The sequence below is a fragment of the Pseudonocardia halophobica genome (assembly GCF_027922425.1).
Lineage (GTDB): Bacteria > Actinomycetota > Actinomycetes > Mycobacteriales > Pseudonocardiaceae > Pseudonocardia > Pseudonocardia halophobica.
Genome location: NZ_BSFQ01000019.1, coordinates 1 through 19,054, shown reverse-complemented (window position 1 = coordinate 19,054; position 19,054 = coordinate 1). Strand labels below are relative to the sequence as shown.

At 75.5% G+C, this 19,054-nt stretch carries 19 protein-coding genes and 1 pseudogene; 10 read left to right on the top strand and 10 right to left on the bottom strand.

All coding sequences use genetic code 11. The features are described from left to right. Nucleotides 1-239: 239 nt before the first annotated feature. Together PKE99_RS21270 and PKE99_RS21265 are read right to left on the bottom strand one after the other, a co-directional pair. Nucleotides 240-548, bottom strand: coding sequence for a GNAT family N-acetyltransferase (locus PKE99_RS21270; protein WP_037044240.1), 309 nt, complete (start codon nucleotides 546-548; stop codon nucleotides 240-242). After that, nucleotides 545-1,531 (bottom strand): pirin family protein, encoded by a 987-nt coding sequence (locus PKE99_RS21265; RefSeq protein WP_037044241.1) that lies wholly within the window; start codon nucleotides 1,529-1,531, stop codon nucleotides 545-547. The genes PKE99_RS21270 and PKE99_RS21265 overlap by 4 nt, the downstream gene beginning before the upstream one ends. A gap of 89 nt (nucleotides 1,532-1,620) precedes the next feature. On the opposite strand from PKE99_RS21265, the gene PKE99_RS21260 reads away from it, so the two are divergent. The 3 genes from PKE99_RS21260 (at nucleotide 1,621) to PKE99_RS21250 (ending at nucleotide 3,553) form a co-directional block, all read left to right on the top strand. Next, complete coding sequence (locus PKE99_RS21260) at nucleotides 1,621-2,142, top strand: GNAT family N-acetyltransferase (RefSeq protein WP_037044242.1); 522 nt, start codon at nucleotides 1,621-1,623, stop codon at nucleotides 2,140-2,142. Between the two features lie 91 nt (nucleotides 2,143-2,233). Further along, nucleotides 2,234-3,121 carry an SMP-30/gluconolactonase/LRE family protein gene (locus PKE99_RS21255; protein WP_037044243.1) on the top strand — a complete coding sequence of 296 codons (888 nt, stop codon included), beginning with the start codon at nucleotides 2,234-2,236 and terminating at the stop codon, nucleotides 3,119-3,121. A gap of 9 nt (nucleotides 3,122-3,130) precedes the next feature. Next, nucleotides 3,131-3,553, top strand: a complete 423-nt coding sequence (locus PKE99_RS21250) for a TIGR03668 family PPOX class F420-dependent oxidoreductase (RefSeq protein WP_037044245.1) — start codon at nucleotides 3,131-3,133, stop codon at nucleotides 3,551-3,553. Here the strand turns inward: PKE99_RS21250 and PKE99_RS21245 are convergent. Further along, nucleotides 3,531-3,995, bottom strand: a complete 465-nt coding sequence (locus PKE99_RS21245) for an ester cyclase (RefSeq protein ID WP_051737226.1) — start codon at nucleotides 3,993-3,995, stop codon at nucleotides 3,531-3,533. The genes PKE99_RS21250 and PKE99_RS21245 overlap by 23 nt on opposite strands. A gap of 86 nt (nucleotides 3,996-4,081) precedes the next feature. Between PKE99_RS21245 and PKE99_RS21240 the strand changes: the two genes are divergently transcribed. Beyond that, nucleotides 4,082-5,137, top strand: coding sequence for a LuxR C-terminal-related transcriptional regulator (locus PKE99_RS21240; RefSeq protein ID WP_037044246.1), 1,056 nt, complete (start codon nucleotides 4,082-4,084; stop codon nucleotides 5,135-5,137). A gap of 52 nt (nucleotides 5,138-5,189) precedes the next feature. Here the strand turns inward: PKE99_RS21240 and PKE99_RS21235 are convergent, their stop codons facing one another. Genes PKE99_RS21235 through PKE99_RS21220 form a run of 4 tightly spaced genes read right to left on the bottom strand, consistent with a single transcriptional unit; the run spans nucleotide 5,190 to nucleotide 7,528 of the window. Then, nucleotides 5,190-5,933, bottom strand: coding sequence for an alpha/beta fold hydrolase (locus PKE99_RS21235; RefSeq protein ID WP_037044247.1), 744 nt, complete (start codon nucleotides 5,931-5,933; stop codon nucleotides 5,190-5,192). Next, on the bottom strand, nucleotides 5,930-6,292 hold the full coding sequence (locus PKE99_RS21230; protein ID WP_037044539.1) for an MmcQ/YjbR family DNA-binding protein: 363 nt from the start codon (nucleotides 6,290-6,292) through the stop codon (nucleotides 5,930-5,932). The genes PKE99_RS21235 and PKE99_RS21230 overlap by 4 nt, the downstream gene beginning before the upstream one ends. A 5-nt stretch (nucleotides 6,293-6,297) precedes the next feature. Continuing rightward, a complete protein-coding gene (locus tag PKE99_RS21225) occupies nucleotides 6,298-6,672 on the bottom strand; it encodes a VOC family protein (protein ID WP_037044248.1) in 375 nt (124 codons plus the stop codon). Between the two features lie 10 nt (nucleotides 6,673-6,682). Beyond that, the gene (locus PKE99_RS21220) at nucleotides 6,683-7,528 is read right to left on the bottom strand and encodes a helix-turn-helix domain-containing protein (RefSeq protein WP_037044250.1); all 846 of its coding nucleotides are present in this window, start codon (nucleotides 7,526-7,528) and stop codon (nucleotides 6,683-6,685) included. 53 nt (nucleotides 7,529-7,581) lie between these two features. Between PKE99_RS21220 and PKE99_RS21215 the strand changes: the two genes are divergently transcribed. Together PKE99_RS21215 and PKE99_RS21210 are read left to right on the top strand one after the other, a co-directional pair. Beyond that, nucleotides 7,582-9,996: a SpoIIE family protein phosphatase gene (locus PKE99_RS21215; protein WP_051737227.1), complete on the top strand. Its 2,415-nt coding sequence runs from the start codon at nucleotides 7,582-7,584 to the stop codon at nucleotides 9,994-9,996. Nucleotides 9,997-10,033: 37 nt separating this feature from the next. Continuing rightward, nucleotides 10,034-10,657, top strand: a complete 624-nt coding sequence (locus PKE99_RS21210) for a nucleoside/nucleotide kinase family protein (protein WP_037044252.1) — start codon at nucleotides 10,034-10,036, stop codon at nucleotides 10,655-10,657. Between the two features lie 46 nt (nucleotides 10,658-10,703). Here PKE99_RS21210 and PKE99_RS21205 read toward each other — a convergent pair whose 3' ends face one another. Continuing rightward, entirely contained in the window at nucleotides 10,704-10,922 is a 219-nt protein-coding gene (locus PKE99_RS21205; RefSeq protein ID WP_037044254.1) for a hypothetical protein, read from the bottom strand. Nucleotides 10,923-10,958: 36 nt separating this feature from the next. After that, nucleotides 10,959-13,448, bottom strand: coding sequence for a transglycosylase domain-containing protein (locus PKE99_RS21200; protein ID WP_051737228.1), 2,490 nt, complete (start codon nucleotides 13,446-13,448; stop codon nucleotides 10,959-10,961). A 597-nt stretch (nucleotides 13,449-14,045) separates the two neighbouring features. Here PKE99_RS21200 and PKE99_RS21195 point away from each other — a divergent pair. Continuing rightward, nucleotides 14,046-15,266, top strand: a complete 1,221-nt coding sequence (locus PKE99_RS21195) for an alpha/beta hydrolase (protein ID WP_037044256.1) — start codon at nucleotides 14,046-14,048, stop codon at nucleotides 15,264-15,266. A gap of 67 nt (nucleotides 15,267-15,333) precedes the next feature. On the opposite strand, the gene PKE99_RS21190 is transcribed toward PKE99_RS21195, so the two are convergent. Then, the gene (locus PKE99_RS21190) at nucleotides 15,334-15,699 is read right to left on the bottom strand and encodes a nuclear transport factor 2 family protein (RefSeq protein ID WP_037044547.1); all 366 of its coding nucleotides are present in this window, start codon (nucleotides 15,697-15,699) and stop codon (nucleotides 15,334-15,336) included. A 648-nt stretch (nucleotides 15,700-16,347) separates the two neighbouring features. On the opposite strand from PKE99_RS21190, the gene PKE99_RS21185 reads away from it, so the two are divergent. The 3 genes and pseudogenes from PKE99_RS21185 to PKE99_RS21175 form a co-directional block, all read left to right on the top strand. Next, entirely contained in the window at nucleotides 16,348-17,628 is a 1,281-nt protein-coding gene (locus PKE99_RS21185; RefSeq protein ID WP_037044259.1) for a hypothetical protein, read from the top strand. 181 nt (nucleotides 17,629-17,809) lie between these two features. Continuing rightward, nucleotides 17,810-18,253, top strand: coding sequence for a hypothetical protein (locus PKE99_RS21180; RefSeq protein WP_037044262.1), 444 nt, complete (start codon nucleotides 17,810-17,812; stop codon nucleotides 18,251-18,253). Nucleotides 18,254-18,288: 35 nt separating this feature from the next. Continuing rightward, nucleotides 18,289-19,054, top strand: a pseudogene (locus tag PKE99_RS21175) (hypothetical protein); the annotation flags it as partial.

Here is a 19,054-nt window from a genome sequence, read left to right as displayed (position 1 = left end):
ACCATGGGGGTGCATCGGAACACGATCAGCGGCGCTGCAGAAGGGTTCCTCGCGGCCGTGATCGTCGTCTGCGGGCATCGAGGGCAGTCCCGCCCGCCCTCAGTGCACCTCGACGACGATCACGACGCATTCCGAGATGTGCGATTCGGTCGCCCGGAAGTGCCGACTCGCGGTGCCGGAGGTCCCGACTCGCGGTGCCGGAGGTCCCGACTCGCGGAGCGAGGGCGCGGCTGGCGGGTCTACAGGGCGTACTGCGGGCGGGCCTCGAGCGGGACGAGGTCGACGTAGTCCGGGTGCTTCTCGATCCACCCCCGGATGAAGGGGCAGTCCGGGTGGACCGCCAGCCCGCGCTTCCGGGCGTTGTCCAGCGCGAAGCGCGCGAGCTTGCCGCCCAGGCCCTGGCCTTCGTACATCGAGTCGATCTCGGTGTGCGTGAAGGTGATCTTCCCGGGCTCGGCGCGGTAGTTCGCGAAGCCGGCGAGCCTCCCGTCGACGTGGATCTCGAATCTGGACCACTCGGCGACGTCGAGGATCATGGGCTCGGTCATGCCGTCGATCCTCCCAGGCCCCCGTGCGGCACGTACGAGGCGGGGATGACGCCGAGCTTCCCCTTCTGGTAGTCCTCGAAGGCAGCCAGCACCTCGGCCCGGGTGTTCATCACGAACGGGCCGCCCCACGCGACCGGCTCGCGGATCGGCCGCCCGCCGAGCAGCACGACGTCGAGCGCCGGGGTGCGCGAGTCCTGCCCGCGGTTCCCCGCCACCGTGATCAGGTCGCCCGGCCCGAACAGCGCCAGCTGCCCCTCACGGATCGGACGCTCGTCCTTCCCGACCGTCCCGGCGCCGGACAGCACGTAGACGAGGGCGTTGAAGTCCCGCCGCCACGGCAGCCGCATGCGGGCTCCGGGGGAGACGGTCGCGTGCATCATCGCCATCGGCGTGTAGGTCGATCCCGGACCCTCGTGCCCGGCCAGCTCGCCGGCGATCACCCGGATCAGGGCGCCGCCGTCGGGCGTGGTGAGCAGGGCGGACTCGCGGGCGCGCAGGTCCTGGTACTTCGGCTCCAGCCACTTCTGTGCCTTCGGCAGGTTCACCCACAGCTGCAGGCCGTGGAACAGCCCGCCGCTGGCCACCAGCGCCTCCGGCGGCCGCTCGATGTGCAGCAGCCCGCCCCCGGCCGTCATCCACTGCGTGTCGCCGTTGGTGATGTTCCCGCCGCCGCCGTGGCTGTCCTGGTGCTCGAACTCGCCGTCGATGATGTAGGTGACGGTCTCGAAGCCGCGGTGCGGGTGCCACGACGTGCCCTTCGGCTCGCCGGGCGCGTACTCCACCTCGCCCATCTGGTCCATGTGCAGGAAGGGGTCGAGATCGCGCAGGTCGACCCCCTGGAAGGCGCGGCGCACGGGGAAGCCCTCGCCCTCGTACCCGCGCGGCGCGGCCGTGACGGAGCGGACCCCGCGGTCGAGGTCGGTGGGTCCGGGTTCGGGGACGCGCGGCAGCGCGGTGACGTCGGCGACGGTGACGGCGGGCATCGGGACCTCCGGGGTCGACGGGCATCTGCTTGAGCTCGCAACTAACTGGCTCAACCGTAGCCCACCCCGTGGTGTTCCATCATGGTCCCGTGCACCGACCCGTCCGGCCCGCGACCCTCGACGACCTGCCGGCCGTCGCGGCGGTCTACGCCCCGTACGTCGAGCGAACGGTCACGACGTTCGACGAGGAGGTTCCGGACCTGGACACGTGGCAGGCCAAGCTCGCCGCGCTCACCGCGGGCGCCCTGCCCTTCCTCGTCGCCGAGCTCGACGGCCGGGTCGCCGGGTTCGCGTACGCCTCGCCCTGGCGGGGCGCCAAGGCCGCGTACCGGCGGACCGTCGAGAACACGGTGTACCTCGCCGAGGACGCGGCCGGGCGCGGTCTGGGCGGGGCGCTGCTCACTCGCCTGCTCGACGAGTGCCGCACGGCCGGGTTCGAGCAGGTCGTCGCCGTGATCGCGGACCCGGAGGGCAACCCGGCCTCGGTCGCGCTGCACCTGCGGGCCGGGTTCCGCGAGGTCGGGGTGCTGCGCGGGGTCGGGCGCAAGCACGGCCGGGTCCTCGACACCGCGCTCTACCAGCGCTCCCTTGACGACGACCGGGCACCGTGATCGTCGGACGGTCTCGACCGGCTGCCCGCCCCGCACCAGACTGACCCGGTCGCCCCCGCACCGGAGCGGGGGCCGGACCGGAGGGGGCCGCGTGGCCGAGCCGACCGTCGTGCTGGAGAAGCTGTCGTTCCTGGAGGGCCCGCGCTGGCGCGGGGGCCGGGTCTGGGTGAGCGACTTCTACACCCACCGGGTGCTCAGCGCCGAGGCCGACGGGAGCGACCTGCGGGTCGAGGCGACCGTGCCCGCCCAGCCCTCGGGGACCGGGCTGCTGCCCGACGGCCGGGTGCTGATCGTGTCGATGCGCGACCAGAAGATCCTGCGCCGGGAGCAGGACGGCACGCTGGTCACGCACGCCGACCTGAGCGGCCTCGCCCGAGGGGTGCTCAACGACATGGCGGTCGACCGGCAGGGCCGCTGCTGGGTCGGGTGCTTCGGCTTCGACCTGATGGGGGGCGCCGACCTGGAGCCCGGGCTGGTCATGCGGGTCGACCCCGACGGCGCGGCGGAGGTCGTGGCCGAGGAGGTCTACTTCCCGAACGGCACGGTGGTCCGGGACGACACGCTCGTCGTCGCGGAGAGCTTCGGCAACCGCATGTCCGCCTTCGACATCCGGCCGGACGGCTCCCTCGGCGGCCGGCGGGACTGGGCCCGGTTCGGCGACCTGCCCGCCTCGCGGAACATCGGCGAGATGCTGCCCGGCCTGTCCGTGGTGCCCGACGGCATCGCCGAGCCCGACGCCGAGGGCGCGATCTGGGTGGCCGACGCCGACCACCACCGCGCCGTCCGGGTCCGCGAGGGCGGGGAGATCCTCGACGAGATCACGCTCGGCGAGCTGCAGACCTACGCCGTGGCGCTGGGCGGCGAGGACGGCCGCACCCTCTTCCTGGCCGCCGCCCCCAGCTTCCTCGAGCACGAGCGCCGGGACACCCGGGACGCGGTGCTGCTGTCGACCCGCGTCGAGGTGCCCCTGGCGTCGTAGGCTCGGCGGGTGCCGTCCCTCGACGAGCGCGCGTGCCGGGAGCGGCTCGCGGCGCACCCCGTCGCCCGGCTCGCCACGCTGCGTGCGGACGGCACGCCCCGGCTCGTCCCGATCACGTTCGCGCTGGTCGACGGCCTGATCTGCTCGGCCGTCGACGAGGTGAAGCCGAAGCGGAGCACGAGGCTGGCCCGGCTCGCGGACGTCGCACGGGATCCGCGGGCCGCCGTCGTCGTCGACGAGTACGCCGACGACTGGGCGCAGCTGTGGTGGGTCCGGGTGGACGGCAGCGCGGCGGTCCACGAGGCCGGCGCGCTGCGGGAGCGGGCGCTCGACGCCCTGCAGGCGAAGTACCCGCCCTACCGCGACGCGCGGCCGCGCGGCCCGCTGCTCGTCCTGACGCCGGAGAGGATCACCGGCTGGTCGGCGCGCTGACCGCGGCGGGGACCAGCCCCAGCTGACGGAGCAGGCCCAGCTCGTCCAGCTGGCCCCAGCGCTCGACGATGCGGTCACCCTCGACCCGGAAGACGTTGATCCCGCGCAGCACCACCGTGGCACCGGTCGGCGGGACGCCCATGATCTCGCCCCGGTGCGTGCCGCGGGCCGTGAACCGCTCGACGACGACGTCGCCCTCGGCCACCAGCTGCTCGAGGTCGCTGTGCCAGTCGGGGAAGGCCGCCCGGAACATCGCCGCAGCGCGGCGCAGGGCCTCCCGACCGGCCGGGACGTCCGGCACCGGCGGGTCGTGGTCGACGAAGTGAGGGGCGAGGTAGCGGTCCACGGCGTCGAGCTCGCCCCGCGTGAAGAGGGCCTGGATGAACTCGTCCACGAGCTGCTTCGTGCCGGCGAGCCGATCGGTGGTGGTGTCGGTGCTCATGGCGGGAGGGTCCGCCCACCCGTGGCCGCCGGCCATCCCACCGATCTGGGATGGCCCCCGGTCGCGCGGAGGACGACACTGCACCGATGGCCGGGCGGGTGGACCGCGGGCGGGTCGAGCGCGAGCTCGTCCGGCAGTGCCACGCGGGCCTGTCGCTGCCGGACCTGCGGCAGCGGGTCCTGCGGTCGCTGCGCAGGATCGTGCCGGTCGCTGCGGCGTTCGTCGCCACCGCGGACCCGGTGACCCTCCTGTTCACCGGCGCCTACGCGGAGGAGCCGCTGGCGGGTTCGACCGCGCGGTTCCTGGAGAACGAGTTCTCCGGGTCGGACGTCAACCGGTTCGCCGCGCTCGCGACCGCGCCCCGGCACGTGAGCTCGCTCGACCTCGCGACGAGGGGCGAGCGCGCGGCGAGCCCGCGCTACGGCGAGATCATGCTTCCCCTCGGGCTGGGCGACGAGCTGCGGGCGGCCCTCGTCGCGGGCTCCGAGTGCTGGGGCTACCTGTGCCTGCACCGTGAGGACGGCGAGCGCGGGTTCACCCGGCGGGAGCTGGAGCTGGTCGCCCGGGTCGGGCCGCACCTGGCCGCGGGGATCCGGGACGCGGCGGTGCGTGCGGCGGCCACGGCCGGACCGGACCGGCCCGGTGTCCTGCTGGTGTCCGACGATCTCGCCCTCGTGGCGAGCACGCCGGAGGCCCGGGCCCTGGCGGAGCTGCTCGACGACGGCCCGGGCGAGCTGCCCGTCGCCGTGCAGGCGGTGGCGGCGGCACTGCTGGCGGCGGAACGGGATCGGGGACCGACACCGCTGGGCTGCACCGTGCGCACCAGGCCCGGCGGCTGGGTGCGCCTGAGCGCGTCGCGGCTGACGGGACCGGCCGGCGGCACCGGCCTGGTGTCCGTGGTCCTCGACTCGACCGGGCCGGGCTCGACGACGGCGGCCCGGCTGGCGGCGCACGCCCTCACCCCGCGCGAGGCGGAGGTCGCCACGCTGGTGCTGCGGGGACGGTCGACCCGCGAGATCTCGGCTGCGCTGCTCATCTCGGCGCACACCGTGCAGGACCACCTCAAGTCGGTCTTCGACAAGACGGGCGTCCGGAGCCGGCGGGAGCTCGTCGGGCTCCTCCTCGCCTCCCCGGGCTCCTGACCGGCGGCTCCACGTCGTGAGTGGCGATAGTCGCTCCAGCGACTATCGCCACTCACAGGTCGGTGAGCCAGCCCGCGACCGCGGCGTCGACGAGGGCGGGGCGCTCGAGGTGCGGGGCGTGGCCGCCGTGGAGGAACAGGAGGTCGGTGTCGCCGCGGGCGGCGTCGCGGACCGCCTCGACATGGACGGCGGTGCCGTACGGGTCGGCGTCGCCCTGGATGCCCAGCACCGGGCAGGTGATCCTGGCGAGCTCCGGGCGCAGGTCCCACTCCCGGAACGCGGGGTCGAGCCAGACGTCGTTCCAGTTCCGGAAGCACACCTCGGCGTCGCTGTGGTGGCGGGCCATCCGCCGGGCCAGGTCGCCGGACTCGAAGGCGCGCTTGGCCTCCTCGATCGCCCGCAGCCCGATCTCCTCGACCAGCACGTGCGGGGCCAGCACGACCAGCCCGGACACCGGCAGGTCCGCGGCGGCCAGCAGCGCGATCGAGCCGCCGTCGCTGTGCCCCACCAGGACCGGCTCGCCGAGGTCAAGCGCCTCGACGAGTGCGGGGACGACGCTCGCGGCCTCCTCGTGCATGAACCTGACGGTGCGCTTGGCGGGCGGGAGGTCCGAGAAGCCGTGGCCGAGCCGGGAGTAGGCGACCACCCGGCGGCCGGTGGCCTCGGCGACGCGCCGGTGGAAGCCGCGCCACAGCCCCACCGACCCCAGCCCCTCGTGCAGGAACAGCAGCGGGGCACCGGTGCCGGGCACGTCCTCGTACTCGTAGGCGGCGCCATCGATCTCGACCCGGTTCACGGCCGCGAGTCTAGGGAGGCCAGGCGTTCGATCAGCTTCCGCGGGGCCACGGTGCGGTAGGCGTCCGTGACGAGCTCGGCGATCTCGTCCCAGTCGACCTCGACGTCGAGCCGGACGCCCACCCAGCCGCGGGTGCCGACGTAGGGCGGCCGGAAGAACCGCCCCGGATCGGTCGCGACCAGCTCCTCCTGCACCCCGGGCGGCGCGGCGCACCAGAAGGCGAGCCGGTCGTCGTGGTGGTGGTCGGCGTAGGTCACGAAGGTCCTGCGCACGAACCACGCCGGTTCCCCGTGGCTGATCTTCTCGGTGACCTCGGGCAGCGCGAGGCAGAGCGCCCGGAGCCGCTCGAGCGGGGCCACCGTGCTCACGGGGCCGCCGGGCGGTAGGTCCCGAAGCACCAGACGTTGCCCTCCGGGTCGGCGACGGCGAACTCGCGGGACCCGTAGGGCTGGTCCGTCAGCCCGTACACCAGCTCGGCCCCGGCACCGATCGCCTTGTCGTGCAGGGCGTCCGGGGTGTCGGTGGTGAGGTAGAGGACGGCGCGGCCGGTGTCGAAGCGGTCGTCCCCGCCCGACCGGGTGCCGATCATGACCGCCGTGTCCTCCCAGTACGCCTCGGCGTGCCCGATCGACCCGTCGTCGGCCGTCATGACGTGGCCGGGGGTCAGCCCGAGGGTGCCCGTGAGGAAGTCGAGCGCGGCGCGCGGGTCGTCGTAGCGCAGTGTCACGTGGATGCCCATGCCGGAGAACCTAGGAGCCCGCGACCGGCGTGGCTTGAACGAATGCGCACCGGTAGGCCGACGGCGTGATCCCGGCCAGCGCGCGGAACTCCCTCGTCAGATGGGCCTGGTCGGCGTACCCGCACTCCGCGGCCACGGTGGCGAGGTCGTGCCGCGGGCCGGGCGCCCCGAACGGCCCGCCGCCGACGACCAGCCCGGCCGCCCGCTCGAAGCGCAGCACCCGGGCTGCGGTCTTCGGGGCCAGCCCGACCTGCGCCCGGAACCGGTCGAGCAGGTGCCGGCGGCTCCAGCCCGTCTCCGCGGCCAGCTCGGCGATCCCGACCAGGCCGGCCCGGCGCACCAGGGCCCGCCAGGCCCAGGCGACCTCGGGATCGGGCGTGCGGGCGGTGTCCGCGAGCAGCCGTCCGGCCAGGAACGCCTCGACGTGCGCGAACCGCGCCGGCCAGTCCGGTTCCGCGGCGAGCCGGTCGGGCAGGGCCGCCAGCCCGGGGTCGTCGAGCTCGTCGAGGGCGGGGACCGCGCCGGTGAGCTCCGCCGTCGGCCGCCCGAGCAGCACGAACACCCCGAGCGGCGTGAGATCCACCTGCACCCCGTGCTGGTGGCCGCGGAACTCGGTGTGCACCGCCGCGGTCTGCATCCCGGCCAGGAACGCGCGGGGCGAGGACGGCACGGCCGGTCCGGCGGGCCCGTGGAGCCGCAGCGGACCGCCGAAGCCGAGGATCAACGCGCACGACCCGACGGGGGCCTGCAACCGGCGCAGCGGCGTGGCGCTGAACTCCCGGTACCCCTGCAGGCGGCGGACGTAGCGGCGCAGCGCCGGATGCGGCGCCACGGTCACGTACTCGTCCGCCTCCACCGCCCGAGTGTGGCCCGTATCGCCCGATCGGCGCGAGCCCCCATAATGCGCGGATGCACGGGCCGCAGGCACAGCTCGCGGCGGACGTCGTCGCCGACCTGCCGGTGGGCCTGTTCGCGCTCGACGCCACGGGCGGCGTGCTCCTGTGGAGCGCCGAGGCCGCGCGGCTCACGGGCTGGTCGGCAGACACGGTCGTCGGCCGCAGCGGCCTCGACCCGGTCCGGCCGCCGGTCGACCTCGCCGCGGCCCGGGACATGCTGGCCCGCGCCCGTTCCGGGCGGGTGAGCGACCCGCTGCCGGCCGTGGTGCCCACCGGGCGCCTCCTCTACGTGCACGCCGCACCCGGGTCCGGGGAGGTCGCCGTGGTCGGGGTGCTGCAGGACGCCACGGACGCGCGCGTCGGCGTCGAGGCGTTCTCGCTGCTCGACGCGTTGTGGCAGAACGCCCCGGTCGGGTTGGCGTACTTCGACCACGACCTGCGGTTCCGGCGGGTCAACTCCGCCGTGACCACGATCGACGGCGGCTCGGCCGACGACCGGATCGGGCGTTCCCTGGAGGAGGTGCACGGCGAGACGGGCGTCCGGATCGGCCGGCTGCTGCGCCGGGTGCTCGACGAGGACCGGCCGATCACCCAGAGCCCCTTCACCGGGCGGCTGTGGCACGGCCGCGGCCCGGAGCAGTCCTGGATGGTCAACTGCTACCCCGTCCACGACCGGGACGGCAGCGTCCTCGGCGCCGGCCTCGTGGTCGTCGACATCACCGAGGCCGAGCACACCCGGCGCGAGCTCGCCGAGCTGGCCGCGGCCCGCGAGTCGCTGCTGCGCCGCTACCGCAGCCTCGTCGACGCCACGTCGGCCGCCGTGTGGATCCGCGAGCCCGACGGCAGCGCGCGCGAGGACTCGCCGAGCTACCGGGCCGTCGCCGGGCAGGCCCCGCACGAGTACGCGGGCTGGGGCTTCCTCGACGCCATCCACCCCGAGGACCGCCGGCGCAAGCGGGCGGCGTGGGAGGCGGCCGTCGCGCGGGCCCGGACGGGCGAGGACGCGGGGTTCGAGCACGTCCACCGGCTGCGCACGGCCGCCGGCGGGTACCGGTGGTTCCGGTCCCGGGCCGTCCCGGTCCGCGAGGAGGGGCGGCTCGTCGAGTGGGTCGGCACCGAGACCGACATCGACGACGAGTTCCGGTCCCGGCACCGGCTCGACGTCCTGGCCGGGGCCACCCTCGCCGTCAACCGGGCGCTCGACCCGGAGACCGAGCTGCTCGCCCTGGCCGACGCCGTCGTGCCCGAGTTCGCGGACCTCTGCCGGGTCTACCTCGTCGACGAGGCCCGTCCGCTCGAGCCGGGGCACCCGGTGCACGGCCGTCGTTCGGTCACCCGGGCCGCGCCCGGCCTGCCGCCGGTGCCCGGCGACATCGGCGCGGACGGCGCGGCACGGTTCGTGTTCGGGTCGGACCACCCGTTGGCGCGCAGCGTGCGGACCGGCCGGCCCGAGCTGGAGCTCGACCCGCTCGAGGTCGAGCACTGGGCCGGCACCCCCGAGATGTACTCGTGGGCCCGCGAGGTGCGGATGAACTCCCGGCTGGTCGCGCCGGTCATCTCCGGGGGCCGGGTGATCGCGGGCCTGCTGTTCGCGAGCTGCGGCGACCGGCTGCCCTACACCGCCGACGACCTCGCGCTGGTCACCGAGCTGGCCGCCCGGGCGTCGGCCGCCGTCGAGCACGGGCGACGCTTCCAGCAGACCCGGCAGGTGTCGCTGGCGCTGCAGGAGTCGATGCTCACCGAGCCGCCCGCGATGGCCGAGGTCGGCATGGGCGGGATCGAGGTCGCCGCCCGCTACCGCCCCGCCGCCGCGGAGCTGGAGGTCGGCGGCGACTGGTACGACGTGTTCCGGCTGCCGTTCGGGGACCTCGCACTCGCTGTGGGCGACGTGGCCGGGCACGACCTGGCCGCCGCCGCCACGATGGGGCAGCTCCGCAGCATGTTGCGCGCGCTGGCCTTCGACACGGACGGCGCGCCGTCGGACGTGCTGCGCCGGCTCGACCGGGTCGCCTCGCGCCTCGACGTCACCCGCTTCACCACGCTCCTGCACGGGCGCGTGCTGCTCCGCGGCGACCAGCGGCTCTTCCGCTGGTCCAACGCCGGGCACCCGTCCCCGCTGGTCGTCGAGGCGGCCGGGACCGCCCGGTACGCGACCGGCGCCGTCGACGTCGTGCTCGGGGTGGACCCGGACCGGCTGCGGCACGACCAGGAGATCGAGCTCGTCCCCGGCGCCACCCTCGTGCTCTACACCGACGGGCTCGCCGAGCGCCGCGACGACGTCGACGACCGCGGCGCCCGCGAGCTGCTCGCCCTCGCGGAGGCCGGGGCGCACCTGGACCTGGAGGCCTTCTGCGACCACCTGGTGGCCGGGTCGCCCGCCGACACCGGCGACGACATCGTCGTGCTGGCGGTGCGGTACCAGGCGTGACCGGGCCGGGTACGGGCCCGCCGCGTACGCTCCCGGCATGATCGACCCGGTCGCCCGCGCGACGGCCCTCGCCGCGGGCGGGCGGGCCCTGCTCGGCATCGCCGGGGCGCCCGGCTCCGGCAAGACCACGCTCGCGGCGCACGTGGCCGCCGCGGTCCCCGGCGCGGTGCACGTGCCCATGGACGGCTTCCACCTGGCCGACGTCGCGCTCGACCGGCTGGGCCGGCGGGACCGCAAGGGCGCCCCGGACACGTTCGACGCGGCCGGCTACCTCGCGCTGCTGCGCCGGCTCCGCACGGGCGAGTCCGGCCCTGTGTACGCGCCGATGTTCGAGCGGGACCTGGAACAGCCGCTGGCCGGGGCGATCGCGGTGCCACCGGACGCCCGGCTGGTCGTGACCGAGGGCAACTACCTGCTGCTGCCGGACGAGCCCTGGCCTGCGGTGGCGGCCGAGCTCACCGAGGTCTGGTTCTGCGACCTGCGCGAGGAGCTGCGGCTCCGCCGGCTCGTGGACCGGCACGTGCGGTTCGGCAAGGCGCCCGGTGCGGCGGAGGAGTGGGTGCGGCGGGTCGACGGGCCCAACGCCGAGCGGGTCGCCGCGACCCGGGACCGGGCGGACCTCGTGGTGCCGAGCGCGGTGCTGGAGACCCTGCGCCCCTGAGAAACTCTGCGCCCCTGAGGAATCCCGCGCCCCTGACGGCCGTGATTCAGCGCCAGGGGGCGACGCGGGCGCGGCGCGACAGCCGGACGTCGCACTCGATCCCGTCCGGGTCCAGGCCGGTCAGCACGGCGATCAGGTCGCGGGCTGCCGCCTCGGCGTCGCGCATGTCCCGGACCGCGGTGGCGGCCTCGATCTCCGGGACGTAGAGCACCAGGCTGCGGTCCGACGGCCAGGCGTCGACCGCGAACCGTCGTGGGGTGCTCACCCGATCCACGGTAGACCCGCGCCGGGCCCGGGGCACTCAGCCGCAGGGCGTGATCGAGCAGTCCTGGCGCTGGGCCGTGGGCGGGGAGCCGGGGGCGGTGGTGGCGGGGCCCTCCTCACCCGGGAACAGCGTGTCGTCCCGGTCGGGCAGCGCGCCGCTGCCGGGCGGCGGCTCCGTGGTCGGGGTGACCGGCGTCGGCGGGGGCGGCGGGACCTCGGACGACGCGCTCGGGGGCGCGCTGGGCGTCGGCGTGGCGCTGGGCGTCTCGTTGGGCGGGAGGTCCGACGCGGGCTCGCCGATCGGGCGATAGCTGCCGAAGCCGTCCTGCTGCGGCTCCTCCTCGATCGCCTGCTTCATGAACGTCTGCCACATCTCGCCGGGCAGGGTCTTGCCCTCGACCGGGGTGCCGGACGCCGTGCGGATCGGCGAGTTCATGTCCGTGCCGATCCACACCGCGGTGGCCAGGTCCGGGGTGAAGCCGGAGAACCAGGCGTCGTTGTTCTCGCCCTCGAACCGGGACTGCACCGTGCCCGTCTTGCCCGCGACGGGGCGGCCGATGCCGAGCCCGTCGTTCGGGACCACGCCGAGCATGGCCTCGACGGTGTTGCGCGCCACCTGCTCGCTGAACCGCCGCTCGCCCTGTGACTCCGGTGCCTCGTAGAGCACCCGGTCGTCCGCGGTCACCACCTTCGAGATGAAGTGCGGGGCGTGCCAGACGCCGCCGTCGGCGATCGTGGCGTAGGCCGACGCCAGCTCCAGCGGCGTGACCTCCTTGTTCCCGAGCGCGAGCCGGGCGTCGGGGTTGTCCAGCGGCGAGGTGATGCCGGCGGCGCGCGCGGCCGCGGCGACGTTCGCCGGCCCGACCTTGGCCGCCAGCTTGGTGAAGATGACGTTGTTGGAGATCGTCATGGCCTGCTTGATGTCGCAGCGCGGGCAGTCCGCGCCGTCGGCGTTGCGCAGGCCGGACTCCTCGCTGCCGTCGAACACCGTGCCGAGGCCGATCGGCGGGTCGTGGCTCAGCGCGGCGAGCACCACGAAGGGCTTGAACGTCGAGCCGGGCTGCTTGCTCACCCGGGCGTAGTCGAGCCCCACGCCGTTCTCGCCCCCGTAGTAGGCGCTGACCCCGCCGGTCCTTGGGTCGATCGCAACGACGGCCGAGCGCAGGTTGTCCGGCTGCCCGTCGAGCGTCTCCTGCGCGGCCTCGACCGCCCGCCGCTGCTGCTCCGGGTCGATCGTGGTGGTGATCCGCAGGCCGTCCTGCGCCATCTCCTGGTCGGTGATGCCCAGCGAGTCCAGCTCCGCCTTCACCGCGTTGACGACGTGCCCGCGGCTGTCGGAGAAGGAGCCGCTGCCGGGCGCGGCCTTGCGCTGCTGCGTGGCGGGGAAGGTGGCGGCGGCGCGGTCGCCGGGGGCGAGCCAGCCCTGGCCGACCATGCCGTCCATCACGAAGTCCCAGCGCTGCACGGCCTTGTTCGGGTCGATCGCCGGGTCCCAGCGCGACGGCGACTGGATCACCCCGGCCAGCAGCGCGCCCTCGGCCACGGTCAGCTGGCCGACGTCCTTGCCGAAGTACGCCTGGCTCGCCGACTGGATGCCGTAGGCGCCGCGGCCGAAGTAGATCGTGTTCAGGTAGTCGGTGAGGATCTCGTCCTTCGACTTCTCCTGGTTGACCTTCAGCGACACGATCAGCTCCTTGTACTTGCGCCACAAGGAGACCTGGTCGCCGACCAGGGCGTTCTTGACGTACTGCTGGGTGATCGTCGAGCCGCCGCCGACACCGCCCTGCAGCTGGTTCCACACCGCGCGCAGGATGCCGGTGAAGTCGAAGCCCGGGTTGGAGTAGAAGCTGCGGTCCTCGGCCGACAGCACGGCCTCGCGGACGTGCACCGGGATCTGGTCGACCGTCACCTTGGTCCGGTTGCCCTGCTCGGGGACGAGCCGGGTCAGGTCGGTGCCGTCGGCGAAGGAGATCGTCGCGACCTGGTTGTTGACGGCGTCGTCCGCGGTCGGCACGGAGAAGGCGAGCCAGCCGATCCCGAGGGCGAGCAGGGGCAGCACGACGAGTGCGGCCAGCCCGCCGAGGACACCCCACTTGACGCGCCACCGTCGGCGCGCGGTGCGCTGCGCCGGGGTGAGCGGGCGGCGGTGCGCCGATCCGCCGAGGCGCCGGCGCAGCAGCTCGAGCGGGCCCTGCGGGGCGGGCGGCTCGGTCGCGGGGGTCAGACCGGTGGCGGTCGAGGTCGCCCGCTTCGGGTCCGGGGTCTGCCACCAGCCGACGCCGGTGCGCGTGCGGGAGCGGCGGCTGCGGGCGCGGGGAACGGCCGGACGACGGGTGGGGTCGCCGGTGCGGGTCGCTCCCGTGGTCCCGGTGGTCCCGGTCGTGCCGGCCCCGCGGCGCGCGGTGGTGCCCGTGCTGCGGGAGCGGTCGGACGGGCGGGACGCGGTGCTGTGTCGCGAGCTGCGCGCCGCGTCGCCGCTGTCGGCGGTCGAGCCGGTGCGCGGTGGGGTGGAGCGGTCGGGCCGCACGTCCCCGCGGGAGGGGGTCGAGCGCGACGACGGGTTCTCGGGCGCGCGCCGCGGCGGGGGCGGCAGCGGACGCCCGCACCCGGGAGGGCCGGCGAGCGGGCCGGGACGACCCGGCACGTCCGGACGGGCGGGCGGCGGAACCGGCGGCACGGGACGGCCCGGTGGGGCGGTGCGGGGGCGCGGCTGCTGCGACGGCGGGCCCTGTCGGCTCGCGCGCGGCGCCGGTCCGTGACCTCCTCCGGGCACTGTCGCTCGTCCTCCCCGTCGTCCGCCGTTCCTCCCGGCCCGGTGTCCGTGCGGGACGGGCGGCCGGGCAGGCCTCGGCCGTGCGGAGCACCCGCCGGAGACCGTTCGGGCCTGCGCGACCGTCTGGGAGGTCAACGGAGCACCCCGCGGGCACGGTGCGGGCGGAGATCGAACTCACCCGAATGACGGCATCACGAGCGCGTGTCGTGCGGCCTGACGGCGACACTGCGTGACGAAGTCGCGGGCGGACTGGGCCGGACGGATGTGAGCGAGGAGGCGGGGGAGATCCGCGGGCCGCCGCGCGCGAGGATCGGGAGGATCGACGGCGATCACGGGAGCGAGGGAGCTCGGATGGGGCGTACCGGCACGGTGGCGGGGATCCTGGGCGTTCTGGCGGCGGTGGGTGCGCGCCGGCCGGTGCTGCGGCGCTGGCCGACGTCGGTGGCCCAGATGGCGGCCTGCACGCCGGCGTCGGAGATGCCGGTCGCGGACGCACTGGCGCACGCCGCACTGGCGGCGGGCGGGGTGGCGGAGCTGGTGCGGGGTCCGCGTTCGGGCCGCGTCGCCGCGCTGGCGACGATCGGCACCAACGCCGCCGCCGCGGCGGCCCTGGCCGGGCTGCGTGCCGACGCCCGCCGCTCGGCCGTCGTGCTGCAGGAGGCGCTGGCGCCGCTCGGGGTCACCGGCCTGGACCGGCCGATCCCCGGTGCGGCCCGGCGGGTGCGCGACCGGGCGCGGGGTGCGGGCCGGTACGTCGTGGCGCAGGACGTCGCCTACGGCCCGGAGCCGGAGCACCGGCTCGACGTCTGGGCCCGGCGCGACCTGCACCTGCTCCGCGACGGCGGCCCCGCCCCGGTCCTGCTGCAGGTCCACGGCGGGGCCTGGACGCTCGGCTCGCGCACCCAGGAGGCGCAGCCGCTGATGGCGTACCTCGCGGCGCGCGGGTGGGTGTGCGTGACGGTCGACTACCGGCTCGCGCCCGCCGCCCGCTGGCCGGCGATGATCGTCGACGTCAAGCGGGCGCTGGGCTGGATCCGCGAGCACGTCGCCGACTTCGGTGGCGATCCCGGGTTCGTCGCCGTGACGGGCGGGTCCGCGGGCGGGCACCTGGCCGCGCTCACCGCGCTGACCCCGAACGACCCGGCGTACCAGCCCGGGTTCGAGGAGGTGGACACCTCCGTGCAGGCCGCCGTGCCGTTCTACGGGGTGCACGACTTCACCGCCGACGACCAGGGCCTGTGGAACCTGCTCGAGGGCAAGGTCATCGGGACCAGCTACGCCGCCGACGAGGCGACCTACCGCGCGGCGTCGCCGGTGCACCGGGCCGGCCCCGACGCGCCGCCCTTCCTCGTCGTGCACGGCGACACGGACACCGTGGCCGGGGTCGGGCAGTCGCGGCGGCTGGTGGCGCGGCTGCGGGCGGTGTCGCGGGAGCCCGTCTGCTACGCGGAGCTGCCGCACGCCCAGCACGGGTTCGACGGGCTGCCCACCGCCCGCACCGCCTACACGGTGCGGGCGGTCCACCGCTTCCTCACCGCCGTCCACACGAGGACGACGGCGCCGACGGGGTAGGTGCTGGTCAGGCTTGGTCCGGCTGCGTCGTGGTCGGCTCGGACGTGATGCTGGCTCGGGGATGGGCTCAGGGGGTGAGGAGTGCCGCCATCCGCTCGCGCAGCAGGGTGGCGGCGGAGTAGGGCCGCACCATCACGGTCAGCTCGGCGAGGCCGTCCGGCCCCTCGCGCAGGATGTCGACGCCCTCCAGCTCCCGGTCGCCCACCCGGGCGCGGAAGACCAGCACGTGCCCGCCCTCGCCGGCGAACTCGTCGGTGTAGCGGAAGTCCTCGAACACCTGCACGACCGCCCGGAGGATCGCTCGCAGCGCCTCCCGTCCCTCGTACGGCCGGTGGACGATCGGGGAGTGGAACACCGCGTCGGCGGTGAAGAGATCGGTGGCGGCGTCGGCGTCGCCGCGCTCGACGGCTGCTCGGAAGGCTGCTGCGCTCACGACCCCATCCGACCACTCCGGACGGTCGGACGCCAGGCGGTGATCGCCGGCGGCCGCCACCGGTGTCGCTCACCTCTGCGGGCCGGACGTCGGCACCTGTGCGCGGCACCCGCCCAGTCGTCGTCGCACATCGGCTCGGGCTCGGCACATCCGGTAAGGCAGTGCCGTACACCTGCCGCAGCGGGTCCTGCCGACGAGAGGCCCGCCGCCGACGCCCGCGCCATCGAGTGGCCGCTCCGTGCAGGGCCGGATGCGCCGAGACACAGGACTGTCCGCGGTGATCCCCAGGTCGCTGACCCCCGTCCGGCGGCACCCCTGCCGCCCGGACGTCCGCAGGCGCGCGGACGGCCCTGGCGCTGCTGCGCCGAAAGGCCTAGGAGGAGCGTTCCTCCGGCTCCGCAGGAATGCGCCGGAAAGGTGGGAGAGCAATGGTTCTCTTAGCGTGTGAGACACTTTCTCGTGCCCGTTCCGGACATCGTGATCGACACCCTGGGGAAACTGCCAGGAGTGTCGTACGCGTGCGTTCTGGAACGCGATTCCTGCACGATTCTTGGCGCTTCCGGGAACATTGATTCCGGCCTGCCCGCCGCGGAGATCGTCGACGCTTTCGACAGTGCGGCGGCCGTCGGCGGAACGCGGGGCGGCACGGTGCAGACCGTCGTCGTGACCGGCAGCCGGGTCGTGCAGGTGCTCGCCCCGGTCCCGCTCGCGGACGACTCGGCCGGGGTGCTCTACCTCCGCCTCGTCCGGGCCCGGGCCAACCTCGCCTCCGCGCTCCGTGAGGTGGAGAGCGTCACCGGCGGCCGGGCGCGGCGGTCGACCGGACAGCCGGGCGTCGGCGCTCTGCCCTCCGCGGCCGGGACCTCCGCACGCCGCACCGCGGTGCCGTCGGCGCTACCCGGTCCGGCGTCGGGTACCTCGACGCCGCCGCGCGGAGTGCCGGCCGCGGCCCGGACCGGCGGGTCCTCCGCGAGTCCGTCCGCAACGCGACCCGGCGCGGCCACTCCGTCGCCGCTCGCCCCGCCACTGGCCACACCGCTGCCGACCACACCGCTGCCGACCACGCCGAGCGCCCCGCCGGCACCGCCGCCCTCGACACCCGCCGCGCTCCCGTCGGCCGCCCTCCTCCCGGCCCCGCGGCCGGCGGCGCCGACACCAGGCCCGGCGAGCGCGCAGCTGGAGCGCCGCGCCGAAGGCGCGGTGGCGACCGATCCGTCCCCCGCGGCGGTCAGCAGCACGCCGACCGCGTTCGCCCCCGAGCCCCGCGCGCCTGCACACGAGCCGGAAGAACCGCAGGCCAGGAGCCGGTCTTCGTACCTCGCGGCCGAGTTCTTCGCGGCGGCGCACCGGGCACGCCCGCCGCTGCCACCCGATCCGGCGCCTCGGCCCGCGCCACGAGCCGGGCAGCCCCGGCAGTCGAGGGGTGCCGACGCCGGGGCAGCACAACGACGGGGCGAACGCGACCCGCGGCCGGGACCTCCGACCGAACGGCTGTCGGCGGCACCGGGGACCGCCGGACCCCGCCATCGGGTCCCGGGCCCGCGCCCCGCGCCCGACGACCCCGCCGGTGCCACCGTCCCCGGGGCGGCGCCGCAACGCGCGGCCCGGGCGAGTTCGGCACCGTCGCACCCGTCCTCCGCGGACGAGCGGACGGCCGGGCCCGCGGACGACGAGCGATCGCCGGCCGGCCCCGACGCCACGGTCGCGGACCGGCCCGTCGACCCCCACGAGCACGCGGCGGACGGCACTCGGTCCGATCCGTCCGACGACACCGCGACGGCCCCTCCCGACGCGCTGCCCCGCCGCCGCGGCGACACCGTGATCCCGCCCCCGCGCGAGCCCGAGGACGCCGACCAGGAGCGCCGCTGGGCCACCGACCTGCACACGTTGCGCCGGCTGGCCGACGGCCTGCGGAGGCGATTGCGGTGATTCGCGGCCGCCGGGTGCCCGCTTCCCGCGGGCCACCCGCGCCACCGTTCCGCGGTCCTCCGGGGAAATGGACCCCCGGTGCCCCGCGCAACGATTCTGCGATACCCTAGAGGTTCCCCCGTCCCACCTTTTGCAGGCCGCCGGAGAATCGTCCCCCCGACCCGGCGGTCGGAGGCACACAATGAGCTCCATCGAGCATTCCCTGGACATGGCCGCCAACATCAAGGGCGCGTTCGCCGTCGCGCTGGTCGACTACGACAGCGGCATGATGCTCGGCTCGCGCGGCGGCAGCGCCGAGTTCGACCTCGAGGTCGCCGCGCCCGGCAACAGCGACGTGGTCAAGAGCAAGATCGAGGTGACCCAGAAGCTCGGCCTGCGCGAGCAGATCGAGGACATCCTGATCACGCTGGACAACCAGTACCACCTGATCCGGCTGATCCGGGGCCTGCCGGACGAGAAGCTGTTCCTCTACCTGGTGCTCAACCGTGCGCAGGCGAACCTCGCCATGGCGCGCCGCGACCTGCGCGTCATCGAGCAGGAGTTCTACATGTCCCACCCCAACGCCGGCGCCCGCTCCCCGCAGGGCGGCGACAGCCAGTACTTCCAGGCGAACGCCCACCGCTGATCGCGGTCCGCGACCGTCCCGATACAAATTCAGGCGTGCTGAGCATCCCCGGCAGTCCCGGAGTCCTGCGCGTCGCGGCGAAGGAGGTGCTGCGCCAGCCGTCCGTGCTGGCGTGCGCCCTCGTCGACGTCGAGAGCGGTCTGACGCTCGACGCCGAGACGGCCGACCGCGCGCGGCTCGACACCGAGGCCGTGGCCGCCGCGCAGGCCGAGGTGATCCGCGCCGCGCAGGCGCTCGCCCAGGTCGTGCGCGGCGCCCCGGCCGAGGTCGTCGTGCGGCAGGGATCGGCGGTCCTGCACCTGATCCGGCTGCTGCCGGACCCGGCGGGCCCCGGCCTCGTGCTCTCGGTGCTGGTCCTCACCCCCGAGCGCAACCTGCGCAAGGTCCGGCGCGTGCTGGACCGGGTCGATCCCGCGACCTTCGTGCCGCGCCGCCCGCGGGCGACCTCGTCCGTGGCGGCGCCCGAGGTCACCGCCGCGCCCGACGCCGCGTCGTGGTCTCCCGAGGTCGCCCCCGTGCAGGCCGCTCCCGCACCGGCTCCCGCCGGCCCACCGGCCCCTGCGTCCGCCGCCCCGGGTGCTCCCGCGCACCCGGGCGCCGCTGCGGTGGGCGTCGGGGCACCCGGCGGTGCTCCCGCACGGCCCGTCGCGGGCCCGGCCCTCGTCGGCACCACGGTGAGCCCGGCCGCGGGCCGGGCCACGGTGCCACCGGTGCCCGCCTGGGCGGTCCGCCCGGCGGGCGCGCCCGCCGGACCGGTTCCCCCCGGTCCCGCCCGCGTCGGTCCCGCTCCCGTCGGCGCGG

Coding starts and splice junctions, on each gene's coding strand:
- PKE99_RS21270 (WP_037044240.1), bottom strand. CDS start 548: ATGACCGAGCCCATGATCCTCGACGTCGCCGAGTGGTCCAGATTCGAG.
- PKE99_RS21265 (WP_037044241.1), bottom strand. CDS start 1,531: ATGCCCGCCGTCACCGTCGCCGACGTCACCGCGCTGCCGCGCGTCCCC.
- PKE99_RS21245 (WP_051737226.1), bottom strand. CDS start 3,995: ATGAGCACCGACACCACCACCGATCGGCTCGCCGGCACGAAGCAGCTC.
- PKE99_RS21240 (WP_037044246.1), top strand. CDS start 4,082: ATGGCCGGGCGGGTGGACCGCGGGCGGGTCGAGCGCGAGCTCGTCCGG.
- PKE99_RS21225 (WP_037044248.1), bottom strand. CDS start 6,672: ATGGGCATCCACGTGACACTGCGCTACGACGACCCGCGCGCCGCGCTC.
- PKE99_RS21215 (WP_051737227.1), top strand. CDS start 7,582: ATGCACGGGCCGCAGGCACAGCTCGCGGCGGACGTCGTCGCCGACCTG.
- PKE99_RS21210 (WP_037044252.1), top strand. CDS start 10,034: ATGATCGACCCGGTCGCCCGCGCGACGGCCCTCGCCGCGGGCGGGCGG.
- PKE99_RS21195 (WP_037044256.1), top strand. CDS start 14,046: ATGGGGCGTACCGGCACGGTGGCGGGGATCCTGGGCGTTCTGGCGGCG.
- PKE99_RS21180 (WP_037044262.1), top strand. CDS start 17,810: ATGAGCTCCATCGAGCATTCCCTGGACATGGCCGCCAACATCAAGGGC.